We start from the raw sequence: 17,919 nt of genomic DNA on the forward strand, positions 1-17,919 counted from the left end.
ACCGCCGGATTGGTGCTGCGGCTGAGATCGCCGAAACCGTTGTCGATGGTGGCGCGGTCGAGGAACCACTGCACGCCGTATTCGAGCACGCCGCCGAGTTCGACCTCGGCCGCCGGCGCCTCGGTCTGGTCCGCGGCCAGGGTCATCACCGAATGGCCCATCGCCTGCAGCCATTCGCGCTGCTCGGCGCTCCACAGCCCGCTCATGGCGGGCCGGCCTCGGCCGGCGGCGTGCGCCGCAGGCGCCGATAGATGGCCGAGACCGGGCCGGACAGCGCGTACGGCGCGAAGATGGCCAACAGCACGCGCGGCGGGTCGATCGCGATCGCGATCACCACCACCACCACGATCAGGATCGCCAGGAACGGCACCCGGTCGTTGCGCGGGCCGCTGCCCTTGAAGCTGAAATAGCGCATGCGGCTGACCATCAGCAGGCCGGTGAGCACGGTCAACGCCAGCGCGCCGTAGCGCAGTTGCTCGCCGACCAGGTCGAAGCTGTGGCAGGTCCAGACGAAGCTCGCCACCAGCCCGGCGGCGGCCGGGCTGGCCAGGCCGATGAACCAGCGCTTGTCGACCTGGCCGACCTGCGAATTGAAGCGGGCCAGGCGCAGCGCCGCGCAGGCGGCGTACAGGAAGGCGCCGATCCAGCCGATCTTGCCGGGGATCACCCCGTCGAGCTTGGTCGACTCCAGCGCCCAGTGGTACATCACCAGGGCCGGCGCCAGGCCGAAGCTGATCAGGTCGGCCAGCGAGTCGTACTGGACTCCGAATTCGCTCTGGGTATTGGTCAGGCGCGCGACCCGGCCGTCGACGCCGTCGAGGATGGCGGCGATGAAGATCGCCATGCAGGCCTCGTCGAAGCGGCCCTGGGTGGCGGCGATGATCGCGTAGAAGCCGGCGAACAGGCCGCCGGTGGTGAACAGGTTGGGCAGCAGGTAAATGCCGCGTCCGCGCGGGCGGGGCGTGTGATGGGGTTCCATAACTGGGAAGTGTAGCGCTTGCCTGCGCCTCGGCAGGATGCTGCAATCGCCGCTTCCCCCGCTCGACCGGCCCTACGCCGTCCGTTCCGCTTGCCTGCCTCGGAGCTTCGCTATGCCCTGCCCGTCCCGCCACGCCGTTTTCCGCGCCTTTCCGGCGCTCGCCGCCAGCGCAGTCCTGTTCGCCCTGCTGGCCGCGCCGGCGGCCGCCACCGAGCTGTACCAGTGGAAGGACGCCAACGGCGTCACCCACTACTCCGATTCGCCGCCGCCGAACCAGGGCGGGGTCAAGAACCGGGTGATCAAGAACAAGTCCGGCACCGCCACCTCGGCCCAGTCGGCCAGCGAGGTCGCCCCGGCCGAGAACGCCCAGTGCCTGACCGCGCGCGGCAACCTCAAGCAACTGCAAAGCTCGGCCTCGGTCGGCGTCGACACCAACAAGGACGGCAAGCCCGACAACGTCCTCGACGCGCAGCAGCGCGCGGCCCAGGTCCAGCTCGCCGAATCGGCGGTCAAGGCCTATTGCACGCAGCCGGCGGCCCCGGTCGCGGCCCCGGCGCAGTCGCGTCCGTCGAGCGCCAAGCAGGGCGACGCCTGATCCGTGTCTGATTTCGGGCGCTCGCGCCCGATTCGGGCCTGATTTCCAGCCGCTCGCGCCCGACCCGGGCTTGAGCGCCTCAGCGCCCGCAGCTGCGGGCGCTGCCGTGGCGGCCCGCTCGCGCCGCACTCCCGCTCCGGGGACCGGACCACCCCTCCCCGGCGGACGGAGCCGCCGCCTCGGCATGGCAAACTGTTCGCTTTCCACGTCCGCGAACCCCAGCCGATGCGTCTGTCGCAATTCCATCTCCATACCAGCAAGGAAACGCCCGCCGAAGCCGAAATCGTCAGCCACAAGCTGATGCTCAAGGCCGGCATGATCCGCAAGCTCGCCGCAGGCCTTTACACCTGGTCGCCGCTGGGCCTGCGCGTGCTGCGCAAGGTCGAGCGCGCGGTGCGCGAGGAGATGAACGCCGCCGGCGCAATCGAAGTGCTGATGCCGTCGGTGCAGCCCAAGGAGCTGTGGGAAGAGACCGGGCGCTGGGAGAAGTTCGGCGGCCAGCTGCTGAAGATCCAGGACCGCAAGGAAGCCTGGTACTGCTACGGCCCGACCCACGAGGAAGTCATCACCGACTTCGCCCGCAACGAGCTGGCCAGCTACAAGCAACTGCCGGTCAACTTCTACCAGATCCAGACCAAGTTCCGCGACGAAATCCGCCCCCGCTTCGGGGTGATGCGCGCGCGCGAGTTCCTGATGAAGGACGCCTACTCCTTCCATCTGAGCGACCAGGACCTGGATCGCGAATACCGCAACATGTACGACACCTACAGCCGCATCTTCACCCGCCTGGGCCTGAAGTTCCGCGCGGTGTTCGCCGACACCGGCGCGATCGGCGGCAGCGCCTCGCACGAGTTCCACGTGCTGGCCGACTCGGGCGAGGACGCGATCGCGTTCTCGGACGGCTCGGACTACGCCGCCAACGTAGAACTCGCCGAAGCGGTGGCGCCGCACGCGCGCGCCGCGGCCGCCGAAGCGCTGCGCAAGGTCGACACGCCGACCCAGAAGACCTGCGAAGACGTCGCCGCGCTGATGGGCGTCGCCCTGTCGGGCACGGTCAAGTCGGTCGCGATCGTCGGCGCCGACGGCGAAGGCAAGCCGCAGTTCGCGCTGGCGCTGGTGCGCGGCGACCACGTGGTCAACGAGATCAAGCTGTCCAAGCTCGCCGGCCTGGCCGAGTACCGCCTCGCCACCGAGGCGGAGATCCTCGAACACCTCGGCGCGCAACCCGGCTTCCTGGGCCCGGTGAAGCCCTTGAAGAAAATCCGTGTGATCGCCGACCGCAGCGTCGCGGCGATGCACGATTTCGTGGTCGGCGCCAACGAAAACGGCTACCACCTGGCCGGCGTCAACTGGGGCCGCGACCTGGCCGAGCCCGACGAGGTCGCCGACATCCGCAACGCCGTCGCCGGCGACCCCTCCCCCGACGGCCAGGGCACGCTCGGCATCGCCCGCGGCATCGAGGTCGGCCACGTGTTCCAGCTCGGCCGCAAGTACGCCGAGGCGATGAAGCTGAGCGTGCTCGACGAGACCGGCAAGGCCGCGACCCCGGCGATGGGCTGCTACGGCATCGGCGTGTCGCGCATCGTCGCCGCGGCGATCGAGCAGAACCACGACGAGGCCGGCATCGCCTGGCCCGAAGCGATGGCGCCGTGGCAGGCGGTGGTGTGCGTGATCAACCCCAAGAACGACGCCGCGGTGAGCGAAGCCGCCCAGGCCCTGTACCGGGACCTGCTGGCGTCCGGCGTCGATGCCGCACTCGACGACCGCGGCCTGCGTCCGGGCGCGATGTTCGCCGACATGGAACTGATCGGCGTCCCGCACCGCGTGGTGGTGTCCGAGCGCGGCCTGGCCGCGGGCAGTTTCGAATACCGCCACCGCCGCGCCAGCGAAGCCGAGAATCTCGATCGCGCTGCGGTGCTGGCGCGGATCGCCGGATAAGCCCGGGCGATTCGCCTTCCGCCGGCCTCCCCGCGGGGAGGCCGGCCGAGGTAATCTGGAAGACAAGTCGGAAAACACTGCCGCCGGCATGACCGGCGCAGTCCGATTATCCTCACGGCTTGTCCGTGAGCGCCGGAAACCGCCCGCCGGTACGGTGCGCGCGGTTTGTGGCAAATACATTGCAAACCGCGTTCCGCCTCCACGCCGCGCCGCAATGGGGCGCGGCCGCGGCGAGGCTTGGCCGTCGTACCTTCGGCCCGTTAGCGCGGCGGCCAATATCCGATTACATTAACCCACGCGTCGACGGCGAACCCGATGGATTCGCCCCTGATAAGAACGCGAATATCTACACGGACCTTCGGCACATTTACGCGGAGGGAATGTGCCTTTACTATTCCGCCGCGCGCCAGGGACTGGCCAAAATCCGAACCCACTCCCCGGAGGCTCCATGTCGATCGATCTCTCCACGTTGTCCGCGAAAGAACTCGAGTCACTGATCAGCCAGGCCAAGAAGCGCAAGACCACCCTCAATAAGCGCAAGCCCATTGCTGCGGTGCGCAAGAAGGTCGCGGCCTTGCTCAAGACCGAGGGCTACACCCTCGAAGAATTGTTCGGCGCCGCCGCGCCCAGCGGCCGCGCCACCAAGACCGCTAAGGCCGCCAAGCCCGCCCCCGTGGACCGCAAGGCCCGCAAGCCGCTCGGCAAGGTCGCGCCGAAGTACCGCAACCCGGCCAATACCGCCGAAACCTGGACCGGCCGCGGCAAGCAGCCGCGCTGGCTGGCCGCGTACGTCGCCGCGGGTCGCAAGATCGACGATTTCCTGATCAAGTAATCGGCGATACGCAGCGAAGAGGCCGGCCTTGCGCCGGCTTTTTTGTGCCTCCGGAAAATGTCCCGGGGCGGGCGAAGATTCCCCGCGCGACCCCCGAGGACCCGGGCGCCATCGAATCCTCGACCCGAGCCGCGGGCCCGCCTGCGCTCGTCCCGCGCTGCCGCCTCGCCGGGCGGATTTACAGATTCCGCCGCGCCGGCAGCAGCAGATTGCCGAATATCAGCCCGGCGATCAGCGCCAGCAGGATATTGAGCACGGCCAATACCGCGTCCTGCCCGACGTTGACGTCTTGCTGCTGGATCATCGACAGCAACCCGCGCAAGCTGACGCTGCCGGGCACCAGCATGATGATGCCGGGCACGCGGATGATCGCGCCGGGACGATTACCCCAGCGCGCATAGGCATTGCCGACCGCGGTCAGGGTCAGGGCGGCGAGGAATATCCCGGCCGGACTGCCCCAGGCCAGGCCGACGAAACGCGAAATCAGATAACCGCCGGCGGCCGCGGCCATGACCTTGGGATAATCGCTGCGATGGGCGCGGAACAACACCGCGAAGGCGTAAGCGGCGATCGCGATGCCGCACCATTCGACCCAGGCCTCCTGCGGACGCGAGGCGCGGATCTGCGGCTGCAGCCCGACCAGGTCGGTCAGGTACAGCGCGATCACCGTGCCGACCGCGAGTTTCACCACCGTGGTCAGGGCGCCGGCGAAGCGCGCCGTGCCCGAGACCAGGTGCTGGCTGGTCAGCTCGTTGACCGCGTTGGTCAAGGCCAGACCCGGCAGCAATACGATCAGCGAGGCGATGATCACCGTGTTCTGGTTCAACGGCGCGATGAAGCTGGCGACCAATACCGTCATGGTGGCGGCGAACATCGCCGCGATCGCTTCCAGTGCTTCCTTGAAACGCGGGCGCGAGCCGGAAATGTCGACCAGCAGGCCGATCATCAGGCCGTTGATCGCGGCCACGCCGATGTCCAGCCACGGCAGTCGCAGCAGGCTGGCGACCGCGCCGGCGGCGAGACCGTAGGCGACCACCTGCATGGCGCGCCAGCGCTTGCTGCGCGGCCGGTCCAGCTGCTCGAGCGCGGCATGGCCGGCGGCGAGGTCGAGACGCCCGGCCATGACCTCTTCGGCGATGCGATCGGTCTCGCTGAGCCGGTACAGATCGTTCTCGCCCGGCGGCAGCCGGATCACCCGGGTGGTATCGCTGTCGCCGAGCGGCCGGTTGGGATCGCTGAAGGTCAGGATCAGGCCGGTCGGGTTGGACCACGGCTCACATTCCAGGCGCAGCTTTTGCGCGACCGCGGTCACCGCCCCTTCCAGGCGCTGGGCGGTGGTGCCGTAACTGTGCAGACGCTCGGCCAGCTCGACGACGAAGGCGATGCGGGCGGCATAGCTGGTGGCGCTGAGCGGATGCGGGGTCGACATAACGGCGAAGCATCGCATGCGCGCGCGTCGCTGGGCAGACCGGCCGCGCGACCGGCCGCGCATCCGGTGCCGGCCTCGGTCGCTCAGTCGGTCGGCACTGCACGTGACACTCACCTTGCCGTCCCTAGCCTGTATTCTCCGCCCGAGGCTCTATGACCGTATCGACCACGCAAGCGCCGGAAATCACCGCCGATGGCCAAGCGCCCTCGCGGCTACGCCTTTCCGGCTGCTGGACGCTCGAGCACGCGATCCGGATCTCCGAAGCCCTCAAGGGCGCGCCGGAGGGCGCCTGCGAAGTCGACGCCAGCGGGGTCGACCGGCTCGACTCGGTCGGCGTGCTGCAGCTGATGCGCTATGCGCGCCGGCACGAGCTCGATTTCGATACCGCCTTCACCTTCCACGACAGTCACCGCGCCCTGGTCAGCGCGATCGAGGACGTCGCCGACGAGCGCCCGAAGAAAAAGCGCGAGTACGGCTTCCAGGCCGCGCTCGCGCGCCTGGGCTTCGCAGTCACCGACAACTGGAAGGAAGTCTTGGCCCTGGTCGCCTTCTTCGGCGAAACCCTGGTCAAGATGCTGCGTCTGTTCAAGAACCCGGGTCGCTTCCGCCCGACCGCCACGGTCCACCACATGGAGCAGGTCGGCCTCGACGCGGTGCCGCTGATCGCGCTGCTGTGCTACCTCGTCGGCGCGGTCGTGGCCTTCCTCGGCTCGACCATCCTCAAGGACTTCGGCGCGACCATCTTCGTGGTCGAGCTGGTCAGCATCGCTTTCCTGCGCGAGTTCGGCGTGCTGCTGACCGCGATCGTGCTGGCCGGCCGCACCGCCAGCGCCTTCACCGCCCAGATCGGCGCGATGGTCAGCCGCGAAGAGGTCGACGCCATCCGCACCCTCGGCATGGACCCGATCGACCTGCTGGTGATTCCGCGCGTGCTCGCCTTGCTGGTGATGCTGCCGCTGCTGACCTTCATCGCGATGGTCGCCGGCCTGCTCGGCGGTCTCACCGTCGGCGCCTACGGCCTGGACATTCCGCCGCAGCAGTACCTGGCGCGCATGCACGACACCATGCAGTTGCGGCATTTCCTGGTCGGCCTGTCGAAGGCGCCGATCTTCGCCCTGCTGATCAGCCTGATCGGCTGCCTGGAAGGCCTGCAGGTCAAGGGCACCGCGCAGTCGGTCGGCGAACGCACCACCTCGAGCGTGGTCCAGGCGATCTCGCTGGTGATCGTGCTGGACGCTTTCTTCGCGATCTGGTTCATGGAGATGGGCTGGTGAGGCGGGAACAGGTGAAGCCGGGACTCGGGACTCGGGACTGGGGACTCGCAAAGCGGTTTGCGGGCGCGGGCGGGCACGACGCGGAGAAATGGCCGTGACGAGTCCCGAGTCCCAAGTCCCGAGTCCCGAGGGCGCCGGCGAAGCCGCCGACGCCCCCATCATCCGCATCCGCGGCCTGGTCAATCAGTTCGGCGAACAGGTCGTCCACGACGGCCTCGACCTGGACGTGCGGCGCGGCGAGATCATCGGCGTGGTCGGCGGCTCGGGCACCGGCAAGTCGGTGATGATGCGGTCGATCCTCGGCCTGCGTAAGCCGAATGCCGGCGAGATCGAAGTGCTCGGCATCGATGCGCGCAACCCCGACCCGGGCTTGCGCCGCGAGATCGAGCGCAACACCGGCGTGCTGTTCCAGGACGGTGCGCTGTTCTCGTCGCTGACCGTCGGCGAAAACGTGCAGGTGCCGCTGAAGGAGTACCACAGCGACCTGCCCGACTCGCTGCGCTACGAACTCTCGCTGCTCAAGGTCAAGCTGGCCGGCCTGCCGGCCGATGCGATCAACAAGCTGCCTTCGCAGTTGTCGGGCGGCATGCGCAAGCGCGCCGGCCTGGCCCGCGCGCTGGCGCTGGACCCGCCGCTGCTGTTCCTCGACGAGCCCACCGCCGGCCTCGATCCGATCGGCGCGGCCGCGTTCGACCGCCTGATCCGCACCCTGCAGCAGGCGCTCGGCCTGACCGTGTTCCTGATCACCCACGACCTCGACACCCTGTACGCGATCTGCGACCGCATCGCCGTGCTCGCCGACAAGAAGGTCATCGCCTGCGCGCCGATCGCCGAGGTCGAACAACTCGACCACCCCTGGGTGCAGGAATATTTCCACGGCCCGCGCGCGCGCGCCGCGCAGGTCGCGCGCGACAAGAACCTCGCGGATGCGCCGCCTCGATGAACGCCTGGGGACTGCCGGCCGACGCGCCGTGGAGCGTGTTGTTGTGGGGGCTGCTATGCGCGGCCGCCGCCCTGCTGTGGTGGACGAAGGCGCGCACGGCCAGCCTGGTCCTGCTCGGCGCGGTGGTGGCCGGCGCACTGTGGCGCGGGCTGCTCGATCCCGTCGCACTGGTCTCCTTCGCCCTGCTCGGCCTGGCCGCCTGGCTGGTGCGGGCGCCGCGCGGCAAGGGCTGGCGCATCGCCGGTCACGTGCTGTTCGTGCTGGTCGCCTTCGCCCTGGGCCTGCACCTGATGCCGGGCTTCCACAACCCGCAGCTTGTGAGCGATCTGCGGCTGACGCCCGACGCCGCGCCGATGTCGCTGTACTTCAATTTCGACAAGCCCCTGGCCGGGTTCTGGCTGCTGCTGTGCTGGCCGCTGCTGAAGCGCTTCGGCGAAGGCGAGCAACCGTTCGCGGCCTCGCTGTCGGCCGGTCTGATCGGCGCCGCCCTGGCCGCGCTGCTGTGCCTCGGCCTGGCGCTGGCCCTGGGCGCGATCGCCTGGGCGCCGAAGTGGCCGGCGTTCGGCGGGCTGTGGGCGCTCAACAACCTGCTGCTGGTAGCCCTGGCCGAAGAGGCCATGTTCCGCGGCTATCTGCAAGAGGCCCTGCAGCGGCGCTGGCGCGAGCTGCGGCACGGCGCGACCTACGCCACCGGGCTGTCGGCGTTGGCCTTCGGCCTGGTCCACGCCGGCGGCGGCTGGCGCTGGGTGCTGCTGGCGAGCCTGGCCGGCCTGGCCTACGGTTGGGCCTATCGCAAGGGCGGGCTGTTCGGTGCGGTGCTCGCCCACTTCGGCCTCAATCTCGTTCATTTCACCGCTTTTACCTATCCCATGCTGGCATGATGCCGGCCATGAAACACGGCAACGCCCCGTCGTTCAAAGGTGCCTGATGGAAACCAAGGCCAATTACGTCCTCATCGGTGCGTTCACGATCATCGTGACGCTGTTCCTGTTGCTGTTCGCTCTGTGGGCGGCCAAGTACTCCTCGGAGAAGAGCTGGCGCGAATACGCGGTGATCTTCAACGAGCCGGTCACCGGCCTGTCGGAAGGCAGCACCGTGCAGTACAACGGCATCTCGGTCGGCACCGTGCAGCAACTGAGCCTGGCGCCGGACGACCCGCGCCGGGTCATCGCCAAGCTGCGCCTGCAGGCCGACGCGCCGATCAAGACCGACACCCGGGCCAAGCTGTCGATGACCGGCATCACCGGCAGCCCGATCATCCAGCTCACCGGCGGCAGTCCGAACAGCCCGGCGCTGGCCGACGCCGAGCGCAGCAGCGACATCCCGGTGATCCAGACCGAGGCCTCGGCGCTGCAGAACATCGCCGACACCGCCAACCGCCTGGTCGCGCGCATGGACCAGGTGCTCAGCGACCAGAACGTCAAGCACGTCTCGAACACCCTGGCCAACATCGAATCGCTGACCGGCTCGATCGCCGACCAGCGCGAAGACCTGCGCGCGCTGATCACCAACGCGCGCAAGTCCAGCGAGCAGCTCAGCGCGACCCTCGACACCACCAACCGCGCGGTCGAGAGCGTCGACCGCGAACTGGTCAACAAGCTGCCGGGGCTGATCGCCAAGCTCGACAGCACCCTGACCAAGCTCGACTCGGCCGCGACCGGCGCCAACGGCATCCTCACCGACAACCGCGCCGCGATCAGCAGCTTCGCCAACGACGGCCTGGCCCAGCTCGGCCCGACCCTGAGCGAGTTGCGCTCGCTGGTGCGCGACCTGCGCCGGATCAGCGACCGCCTCGACAACAACCCGACCCGCTACCTGCTGGGCCGCGATGCGGTCAAGGAATTCGAGCCCGAATGAGGCGCATGGCGAGCTCATCGGCACGGCAGCCGGCCAATCGGGCCGGCGAATGTATGGCCCCAGTTGCGAAGACCACCATGACTCACACGTCCCGATCCAACGACTCTTCGAACAACTCCGCTTGCGTTCACCGCTTCGGTTGGATCCTCGCCGGCGCGACCGCGTTGGCCCTGGCCGGTTGTTCGTCGATCCTCGGCGAAAAGCCGAAGAAGCCGACCACGCAGTACGCGCCCGACCCGCGCGTACGGGCCGATCCGTCCTGGCCGAACGCGAACTGGCAGTTGTCGCTGAGCACGCCCAACGCGGCGCGCATGATCGACAGCCTGCGCATCGCGGTGCGCCCGAGCGGCAACGAGATCGAGGTCTACAAGGGTGCGGCCTGGGCCAAGCTGCCTAGCAGCATGATCGAGGATGCCTTGCTGCGTACCCTGGAGGACTCCGGCAAGATCGCCGCGGTCGCGCGCCAGGGCAGCGGCATCGGCGGCGAGTACAAGCTGGTGCTGGACATGCGCCGTTTCGAGTCCGACTACGGCCAGGGCGCGGCGATGCCGTCGGCGACCATCGAGATCAACGCCAAGCTGATGCACAACCCCGACCAGAAGGTGGTCGCCACGCAGACCTTCCTGCAGGCGCAACCGGCCGCGACCACCGCGGTGCCCGACGTGGTCGACGCCTTCGAGCGCGCACTGGAAACCATCACGGGCCAGATCGCCGGCTGGACGCTGATCTCCGGCGACGCGCACGACAAGACCCACAAGCGCTGATCGAGTCGCGGCCGCGTGGCCGCCTTGGCTCTCGGGCAGGAGCGGCGCAGGCCGCGACCGCGCCGACTCGACGACGACGCCCGCCGCAAAACCAACTTCAAGCCCGCGGCCCGATCACCCGAAACGTCAGATTGATCCGCTCGCCCACCGGCCGCGCCGTGCGCGGCAACGCGTGGCGAAAATTCGCCTGGGTGGGCCCCGACATCACCAACAGACTGCCGTGCCCCAGTTCCAGCGCGCCTTTCAGCTCGGCGCGGCGCCGGTGCTTGAGCGCGAAGCGCCGTGTCGCCCCCAGGCTCAGCGACGCGATAAGCGGCCTCGGCCCGAGCTCGCGCTCGTCGTCGCTGTGCCAGCCCATCGCGTCGCGGCCGTCGCGATAACGATTGGCCAACACGCTGTTGAAACCGACCCCGAGTTCGCGCGTCAGCCGCTCGCGGATCGGCGTCAACGCCGCGGGCCAGGGATGCGGACGGAAGTCGGCCCCGGAATAGCGGTAGTGCGCGTCGGGGTCGCCGATCCAACTGCTGAGCCGCGGCGAATCGTGCTCGCGCCCGAACAAGCGGATGCGATGCACCTCCCAGGGAATGCCGTCGAGCAGGGCGGCGTGAAGGGCATCGGCGGCGGCGCGTTCCAGCCAATGCGGATCGAAGGCCAGTTCGGCGTCTTCCAGAGGCAGGCGTTGCAGGGACATGGCGGCACGCTAGCACGCGTCGCGCAGGCCTCGCGATCCGGATCCTGCGCCGGCGCGGGCGCCGCCCGCCGGCCTCCATACGCCTGTCGCCGCGATCGTCCGGGATCGCGTCCGCAACGGCATCCAAAGCGTTTTAAACGCCGCGCGGATGCGGCGCCGGTCCGGACGGATTTGGCGCTGCCGCTGCAAACCCGCGACAATAGGCGGATCGCACGCCAGAGTCCCGCCAGCATGAGCGAACAGCCGATCGATACGGTCCAGCCGTCCGACACGCCAGCCACCGAAATCGAACGCGACGTCATGGAGTACGACGTCGTCACCGTCGGCGCCGGCCCGGCCGGGCTGTCGTTCGCGATCCGGCTCAAGCAGCTCAATCCGGAGCTGTCGGTGTGCGTGATCGAGAAATCCAGCACCATCGGCGCGCACATCCTGTCCGGCGCGGTGATCGAGACCGGGCCGCTGGATGCGCTGCTGCCGAACTGGCGCGACAACCCGCCGCCGATCTGCGTGCCGGCCACCGACGACGAGTTCTGGCTGCTCAGCAAGACCGGCGGCCGCAAGCTGCCGGTGCCGCCGGGCATGCACAACAAAGGCAACGTCATCGTCAGCCTCGGCGCGATGTGCGCCTGGCTCGCGCCGCAGGCCGAGGCCCTGGGCGTGGAGATCTACCCCGGCTTCGCCGCCGCCGAGACCCTGCACGACCCCGACGGCCGCGTCGCCGGCGTGCGCATCGGCGACATGGGCATCGCCAAGGACGGCAGCCACAAGCCCGGCTTCACCGCCGGCATCGACATCCGCGCCAAGGTCACCGTGTTCGCCGAAGGCGCGCGCGGCCATCTGACCAAGCGCCTGATCAAGCGCTTCAAGCTCGACGCCGACAGCGATCCGCAGGGTTATTCGATCGGCATCAAGGAGCTGTGGCAGGTGCCCGAAGACCGGGTCAGCCCCGGCAAGATCGTGCACAGCTTCGGCTGGCCGGCCGACAGCCACACCTACGGCGGCAGCTTCCTGTATCACCTCGACAAGGGCCGCGTCGCGCTGGGCTACGTCAGCGGCCTGGATTACCGCGATCCCGACTACAAGCCCTGGGAAGCCTTCCAGCAGTGGAAGAACCATCCGATGGTCAAGCCGCTGCTCGAAGGCGGCACCATCGTCTCGGCCGGCGCCCGCGCCATCGTCACCGGCGGCTACCAGTCGCTGCCGAAAGTCGAGATGCCCGGCGCCCTGCTGATCGGCGACACCGCCGGCCTGCTCAACGTGCCCAAGGTCAAAGGCACCCACCAGGCGATCCGTTCCGGCATGCTCGCCGCCGAACACCTCGCGCCGTCGCTGAGCAGCGAGGGCTTCGACGCCAAACTGCGCGCCTCCGATGCGATGGCCGAGCTCAAGAAGGTCCGCAACATCAAACCCGCGTTCAAGCGCGGCCTGTGGTTCGGCATGCTCAACGCCGCCTGGGAAACCGTCACCGGCGGACGCTCGCCGTGGACCCTGAAGAACAAGCCCGACTGGTCCTCGCTGCAGAAGCTCGGCGAGGCCGAACAGCCCAAGCGCGACTACGTCGACCGCAGCCTGGCCCCGCGCGACCGCCTGGCTTCGGTGTACTTCGCCGCGACCGAGCACGACGAAGACCAGCCCGTGCACCTCAAGGTCGCCGACACCAACATCTGCGTCACCCGGTGCGCCGAGGAATACGGCAATCCCTGCACGCGCTTCTGCCCGGCCGGCGTGTACGAGATCGTCGAGGAAGCCGGCGCCAAGCGCCTGCAGATCAACTCGGCGAACTGCGTGCATTGCAAGACCTGCGACATCAAGGACCCGTACGAAATCATCAACTGGGTCACCCCGGAAGGCGGCGCGGGGCCGAATTACCAGAATCTTTGACAAGGCCGCGATTGCCGATCGCGTTCCAGGAATCTGCGCATGTACAACCCGCAACGTCCCAGCCCGTTCGCCTTTCTGGGCGTGATCTTGATCCTCGGCCTGCTCCTGGCGGGTTGCATCGCCCTGTGGATGTGGGGTTATCCGAAGTACCGGGTCTACTCGCAGGAGATGGCCGGCCGCGCGCTGCTCGCGGAGGCCGAATCCAGCCGCCAGATCGCGGTCCTCGAAGCGCGCGCTAAGCTCGACTCGGCCAAGTCGCTCGCCGCCGCCGAAGTGGAGCGCGCGAAGGGCGTTGCCGAAGCCAACAAGATCATCGGCGACAGCTTGCGCAACAACGAAGATTATCTGCGTTATCTGTTCGTCAACGGCCTGGAGAACACCAAGAACCAGGTGATCTACGTACCGACCGAGACCAACCTGCCCATTCTCGAGGCCAGCCGTGGTTCACGGCCCCCGGCGCAGTAAATCCGTTTCGCCGAGCACCCCACCGGCTGCGGTAACCGCATTGCCGGCGCGGCAGGATAGACAAATAAAAAGCCGCCTTTCGGCGGCTTTTTTACCTTGGCGCGAAGTCCTCAGGGGCGCACGAACGCGACTCCGGTTTTCTCACGCAGCTCATCCTCGCTGACGCCTGGTGCGGTCTCCACCAATACTAGACCCCGCTCGGTGACGTCCATGACGGCCAGCTCGGTGATGATGCGATCGACCACGCCCAGGCCGGTCAGCGGCAACGTGCATTCGGGCAGGATCTTGTGCTCGCCGTTCTTCGCGCTGTGCTCCATCAGCACCACCACGCGCTTGACGCCGGCGACCAGGTCCATCGCGCCGCCCATGCCCTTGACCATCTTGCCGGGCACCATCCAGTTGGCCAGGTCGCCCTTGTCGGTAACCTGCATCGCGCCGAGGATCGCCAGGTCGATATGCCCGCCGCGGATCATCGCGAAGCTGTCGTGGCTGCCGAAATAGCTGGCGCCCTGCCGCGCGGTCACGGTCTGCTTGCCGGCGTTGATGAGGTCGGCGTCGATCTCGCTTTCGGTCGGAAACGGACCGATGCCGAGCAGGCCGTTCTCGGACTGCAGCCACACGTCCATGCCGTCGGGAATGAAGTTGGCGACCAGGGTCGGCAAGCCGATGCCGAGGTTGACGTAGGCGCCATCGGTGAGTTCCTGCGCGGCGCGCTGCGCCATTTCATCGCGGGTCCAGGACATAGGGTTGTTCTCTGTATTGACGGTAAGCCGGCGCTGGAAGGCGGCGGCGAGACTTTCAGCGTGGTCCAGGCACGAGTGGAGAGGAGCTAGGAGTTAGGAACTAGAAACCAGGACTTCCGGACGACCTTCGACTCGTTGCTGGTTCCTCTGCACTCGTTTCCTGCTGCGATTACGAGGGCCTGCTCAGCCGGCCCGCACCGTCCGCTGCTCGATGCGCTTCTCCGGGGCCGCATTGACCACGATCCGGTCGACGTAGATGCCCGGCAGGTGCACGTGATCGGGATCGATCGCGCCGACCTCTACCAGTTCCTCGACTTCGGCGATGCAGACCTTGCCGGCCATCGCGCAGGCGGGGTTGAAGTTGCGCGCGGTCTTGCGGAACACCAGGTTGCCGGCCTTGTCGGCCTTCCACGCCTTGACCAGCGACACATCGGCCTTGAGCGCGGTTTCCATGACGTAGTGGTGGCCGTCGAACTCGCGCGTTTCCTTGCCTTCGGCCACGACCGTGCCGTAGCCGGTGCGGGTGAAGAAGGCCGGGATGCCGGCGCCGCCGGCGCGCAGGCGCTCGGCCAGGGTGCCTTGCGGATTGAATTCGAGCTCGAGCTCGCCGGACAGGAACTGGCGTTCGAACTCCTTGTTCTCGCCGACGTAGGACGAGATCATTTTCTTGATCTGGCGCGTTTCCAGCAGCAGCCCCAGACCGAAACCGTCGACGCCGGCGTTGTTGGAGATCGCGGTGATGCCTTTGACGCCGCTGTCGCGCAGCGCGCCGATCAGGGCCTCGGGGATGCCGCACAGGCCGAAGCCGCCGACGGCCAGGGTCTGCCCGTCCGCCACCACGTCCTGCAGGGCTTGTTTCGCACTGGGGTACAGCTTGCTCTTCGCGGCGCCGGCGGGCGTCGCGGCGATGGCCTCGGCCATGGGACAACTCCTTTGCGGGATGGGCGCAGTTTAGCCTGCGCCCGGAGCGGGACCTAGCGGACTTTCGGGCAATACCGCGACAATGCCCCGATCGCGTGCCGACGCTAGACTTGCGATATGAGCCGACTCGCCCTGGTCACCGCCATCGCCGCCGCCGGGCAGGACGACGACCTGTCGCCCCTGCTCCAGGCCTGCACCGCACGCGGCATCGCCGCCGAGATCCGCGCCTGGGACGACCCCAGCGTGGCCTGGGCACGATACGACGCCGTACTGCTGCGCTCGCCCTGGGACTACACCGAACGCCTCGACGAGTTCCTGGCCTGGTGCGCAAGCGTCGACGCCGACACGCGCCTGCTCAATCCCTGGCCGGTGGTGCGCTGGAACACCGACAAGCATTATCTGGCAGACCTCGCAGCGCGCGGCGTGCCGGTGGTGCCGAGCGCCTTCGTCGAACCCGACATGGACCCGTTGCCGGCGCTGCAGGAGTTTCTCGCCGCCTATCCGGACGCCGATGAGTTCGTGGTCAAGCCGGCGATCAGCGCCGGCTCGCGCGACACCCAGCGTTATGCGCGCGCGCAGGAGTTCGCCGCGGCCAACCACGTCGCGCGCCTGCTAGACGAAGGCCGCAGCGCGATGCTGCAACCCTATCTGGCCTCGGTCGATCGCGACGGCGAGACCGCGCTGATCCATTTCAACGGGGTGTTCAGCCACGCCATCCGCAAGGGCGCGATGCTGCAACGCGAGGATGCGCTGAATCTGCGCGCGGTCGAGCGCATCGCCGCGCGCGAGGCCGGCGACGATGAACGCAGGGTCGCCCTGCACGCCTTGACCGCGATGACCGCACGGCTCGATCTGGAAGAGCCCTTGCCGTACGCACGCGTCGACCTGATCCGCGACGGCGACGGCCAGCCGCAGTTGCTGGAACTGGAACTGTGCGAGCCCTCGCTGTTCTTCGCCCACGCCGAAGGCAGCGCCGCACGCTTCGCAGCGGTGCTGGCCGAGTTGCTGGCGACGATGCAGGTCGACTGAGGCGCAGGCCGATTGAGCCGTTCGCGGCCGTAGCGGCGAGCGCCGGCACGGGCTCGCGTCGAGGAAGCCCTAAAGAAAAACCGGCCTGGCGGCCGGTTTTTTCGTGCGCGACCGCGACCTGGAGGCTCAGGAACGCCCGTACACGTCCTCGAGCCGGACGATGTCGTCTTCGCCCAGATACGCGCCCGACTGCACCTCGATCAACTCGACCGGTTCGGTGCCGTTGTTGCGCAGGCGGTGGACGCTGCCGAGCGGGATGTAGGTGCTCTGGTTTTCGTGCAGGTCGAACACCCGCTCGTCGCAGGTCACCTCGGCCACCCCGGACACCACGATCCAGTGCTCGGCGCGCTTGTGGTGCTTTTGCAGGCTCAATGCCGCGCCCGGCTTGACCACGATGCGCTTGACCTGGAAGCGCGGCCCGACGTCGATCGAGTCGTAGTAGCCCCAGGGCCGATAGACCTTGCGATGGAACAGATGCTCCTGGCGTCCGGCCTTTTTCAGGCGATCGACGATGGTCTTGACGTCCTGCACCCGGTCCTTGCGCGCGACCAGGGTGGCGTCGGGCGTATCGACGATGACCAGGTCCTCGACCCCGATCGTGGCGATCAGGCGCCGCTCCGAAGCGCGCACCAGGCTGTCGCGCGTATCCAGGGAGATCACGTCGCCTTCGTAGCGGTTGCCGTCTTCGTCGCGCTCGGCCACCGACCACAGCGACGACCAGGAACCGATGTCGCTCCAGCCGCAGCTGACCGGCACCACCGCGGCGCGATCGGTCTTTTCCATCACCGCGTAGTCGATCGAATCGCTGGGACTGGCGGCGAACGCCTCCTTGCCGACGCGGATGAAGTCCAGGTCGCTTTGCGCGGCGGCGTAAGCGGCGGTTGCGGCGGCGTGGATCTGCGGCGCGAAACGCGCGAGTTCTTCGAGATAACGCTCGGCCTTGAACAGGAACATGCCCGAGTTCCACGAATACGTGCCCTCGGCCAGATAGGTTTGCGCCGTGGCCAGGGCCGGCTTTTCCACGAAACGGGCGACCCGATAGCCGTCCTCGCCGAGCGCTTCGCCGCGCGCGATATAGCCGTAGCCCGTTTCCGGATAGTCCGGCTGGATGCCGAAGGTCACCAGCCAGCCCTGCCCGGCGAGCACCGCCGCGCGCTCCACGGCAGCCCGGAAAGCCGATTCGTCCTCGATCAGGTGATCGGCCGGCAGCACCAGCATGACGGCCTCGGGATGGCGGGCGAGCAGGTGCAATGCGGCCAGCGCGATCGCCGGCGCGGTGTTGCGCGCGATGGGTTCGAGCAGGATGCCGCCACTGCCCACGCCGACGCCTTGCAACTGCTCGCCGACCATGAAGCGATGGCCCTCGGCGCAGACCGTCACCGGCAGGCCTGCCTGCGGCAGGGCGCAGGCGCGCAGCACCGTTTCCTGGAACAGCGAACGATCGCCGATCAACGACAGAAACTGCTTGGGCTGGTTCTCGCGCGACAGCGGCCACAGGCGCGAACCGCTGCCGCCGCTCAATACGACAGGATGCAGCATCCCGGCTCCGAAAGACTGGGGATGGGCAAGAATAGCCCG

Annotated in this window: 17 protein-coding genes and 1 pseudogene; 11 read left to right on the plus strand and 7 right to left on the minus strand. The window is 68.1% G+C overall.

All coding sequences use genetic code 11. The annotated features are described in order from the left end of the window. Both ACSAMQ_RS03970 and pssA read right to left on the minus strand, forming a co-directional pair. Positions 1 to 206, minus strand: a pseudogene (locus tag ACSAMQ_RS03970) (hypothetical protein); the annotation flags it as partial. Beyond that, positions 203 to 979, minus strand: coding sequence for a CDP-diacylglycerol--serine O-phosphatidyltransferase (pssA, locus tag ACSAMQ_RS03975; RefSeq protein ID WP_435394395.1), 777 nt, complete (start codon positions 977 to 979; stop codon positions 203 to 205). The gene pssA and the pseudogene ACSAMQ_RS03970, both read right to left, overlap by 4 nt. A 112-nt stretch (positions 980 to 1,091) precedes the next feature. Between pssA and ACSAMQ_RS03980 the strand changes: the two genes are divergently transcribed. The 3 genes from ACSAMQ_RS03980 (at position 1,092) to ACSAMQ_RS03990 (ending at position 4,344) form a co-directional block, all read left to right on the plus strand. Further along, positions 1,092 to 1,574: a DUF4124 domain-containing protein gene (locus ACSAMQ_RS03980; protein ID WP_435394396.1), complete on the plus strand. Its 483-nt coding sequence runs from the start codon at positions 1,092 to 1,094 to the stop codon at positions 1,572 to 1,574. 225 nt (positions 1,575 to 1,799) lie between these two features. Then, the gene (locus ACSAMQ_RS03985) at positions 1,800 to 3,512 is read left to right on the plus strand and encodes a proline--tRNA ligase (protein WP_435394397.1); all 1,713 of its coding nucleotides are present in this window, start codon (positions 1,800 to 1,802) and stop codon (positions 3,510 to 3,512) included. 448 nt (positions 3,513 to 3,960) lie between these two features. Continuing rightward, on the plus strand, positions 3,961 to 4,344 hold the full coding sequence (locus ACSAMQ_RS03990; protein ID WP_435394398.1) for an H-NS histone family protein: 384 nt from the start codon (positions 3,961 to 3,963) through the stop codon (positions 4,342 to 4,344). Positions 4,345 to 4,522: 178 nt separating this feature from the next. Here ACSAMQ_RS03990 and ACSAMQ_RS03995 read toward each other — a convergent pair whose 3' ends face one another. Then, positions 4,523 to 5,773 carry a threonine/serine ThrE exporter family protein gene (locus tag ACSAMQ_RS03995; protein ID WP_435394399.1) on the minus strand — a complete coding sequence of 417 codons (1,251 nt, stop codon included), beginning with the start codon at positions 5,771 to 5,773 and terminating at the stop codon, positions 4,523 to 4,525. Positions 5,774 to 5,925: 152 nt separating this feature from the next. Here ACSAMQ_RS03995 and ACSAMQ_RS04000 point away from each other — a divergent pair, with 152 nt between their 5' ends. The 5 genes from ACSAMQ_RS04000 (at position 5,926) to ACSAMQ_RS04020 (ending at position 10,611) form a co-directional block, all read left to right on the plus strand. Beyond that, positions 5,926 to 7,047: an ABC transporter permease gene (locus ACSAMQ_RS04000; RefSeq protein ID WP_435394400.1), complete on the plus strand. Its 1,122-nt coding sequence runs from the start codon at positions 5,926 to 5,928 to the stop codon at positions 7,045 to 7,047. A gap of 94 nt (positions 7,048 to 7,141) precedes the next feature. Next, positions 7,142 to 7,990, plus strand: a complete 849-nt coding sequence (locus ACSAMQ_RS04005) for an ABC transporter ATP-binding protein (protein WP_435394401.1) — start codon at positions 7,142 to 7,144, stop codon at positions 7,988 to 7,990. Further along, positions 7,987 to 8,871, plus strand: a complete 885-nt coding sequence (locus ACSAMQ_RS04010; protein WP_435394402.1) for a lysostaphin resistance A-like protein — start codon at positions 7,987 to 7,989, stop codon at positions 8,869 to 8,871. Before ACSAMQ_RS04005 ends, ACSAMQ_RS04010 begins: the two co-directional genes overlap by 4 nt. A gap of 46 nt (positions 8,872 to 8,917) precedes the next feature. Then, positions 8,918 to 9,847: an MlaD family protein gene (locus ACSAMQ_RS04015; protein ID WP_435394403.1), complete on the plus strand. Its 930-nt coding sequence runs from the start codon at positions 8,918 to 8,920 to the stop codon at positions 9,845 to 9,847. Positions 9,848 to 9,924: 77 nt separating this feature from the next. Further along, on the plus strand, positions 9,925 to 10,611 hold the full coding sequence (locus tag ACSAMQ_RS04020) for an ABC-type transport auxiliary lipoprotein family protein (RefSeq protein WP_435394404.1): 687 nt from the start codon (positions 9,925 to 9,927) through the stop codon (positions 10,609 to 10,611). A 97-nt stretch (positions 10,612 to 10,708) separates the two neighbouring features. Here the strand turns inward: ACSAMQ_RS04020 and ACSAMQ_RS04025 are convergent, their stop codons facing one another. Then, the gene (locus ACSAMQ_RS04025; protein ID WP_435394405.1) at positions 10,709 to 11,302 is read right to left on the minus strand and encodes an alpha-ketoglutarate-dependent dioxygenase AlkB family protein; all 594 of its coding nucleotides are present in this window, start codon (positions 11,300 to 11,302) and stop codon (positions 10,709 to 10,711) included. Positions 11,303 to 11,533: 231 nt separating this feature from the next. On the opposite strand from ACSAMQ_RS04025, the gene ACSAMQ_RS04030 reads away from it, so the two are divergent. Next, positions 11,534 to 13,183 (plus strand): electron transfer flavoprotein-ubiquinone oxidoreductase, encoded by a 1,650-nt coding sequence (locus ACSAMQ_RS04030; protein ID WP_435394406.1) that lies wholly within the window; start codon positions 11,534 to 11,536, stop codon positions 13,181 to 13,183. 39 nt (positions 13,184 to 13,222) lie between these two features. Then, positions 13,223 to 13,648, plus strand: coding sequence for a hypothetical protein (locus ACSAMQ_RS04035; RefSeq protein ID WP_435394407.1), 426 nt, complete (start codon positions 13,223 to 13,225; stop codon positions 13,646 to 13,648). Positions 13,649 to 13,758: 110 nt separating this feature from the next. Here ACSAMQ_RS04035 and ACSAMQ_RS04040 read toward each other — a convergent pair whose 3' ends face one another. After that, on the minus strand, positions 13,759 to 14,391 hold the full coding sequence (locus tag ACSAMQ_RS04040; RefSeq protein ID WP_435394408.1) for a CoA transferase subunit B: 633 nt from the start codon (positions 14,389 to 14,391) through the stop codon (positions 13,759 to 13,761). A gap of 183 nt (positions 14,392 to 14,574) precedes the next feature. Next, a complete protein-coding gene (locus tag ACSAMQ_RS04045) occupies positions 14,575 to 15,312 on the minus strand; it encodes a CoA transferase subunit A (RefSeq protein WP_435394409.1) in 738 nt (245 codons plus the stop codon). A gap of 117 nt (positions 15,313 to 15,429) precedes the next feature. Here ACSAMQ_RS04045 and ACSAMQ_RS04050 point away from each other — a divergent pair, with 117 nt between their 5' ends. Beyond that, positions 15,430 to 16,341, plus strand: coding sequence for an ATP-grasp domain-containing protein (locus tag ACSAMQ_RS04050; RefSeq protein ID WP_435394410.1), 912 nt, complete (start codon positions 15,430 to 15,432; stop codon positions 16,339 to 16,341). A 126-nt stretch (positions 16,342 to 16,467) separates the two neighbouring features. Here ACSAMQ_RS04050 and ACSAMQ_RS04055 read toward each other — a convergent pair whose 3' ends face one another. Next, positions 16,468 to 17,880 carry a mannose-1-phosphate guanylyltransferase/mannose-6-phosphate isomerase gene (locus ACSAMQ_RS04055; protein WP_435394411.1) on the minus strand — a complete coding sequence of 471 codons (1,413 nt, stop codon included), beginning with the start codon at positions 17,878 to 17,880 and terminating at the stop codon, positions 16,468 to 16,470. Between the last annotated feature and the right edge of the window lie 39 nt (positions 17,881 to 17,919).

Source organism: Lysobacter sp. 1R34A, from assembly GCF_051217035.1.
Taxonomy (GTDB): Bacteria; Pseudomonadota; Gammaproteobacteria; order Xanthomonadales; family Xanthomonadaceae; genus Lysobacter.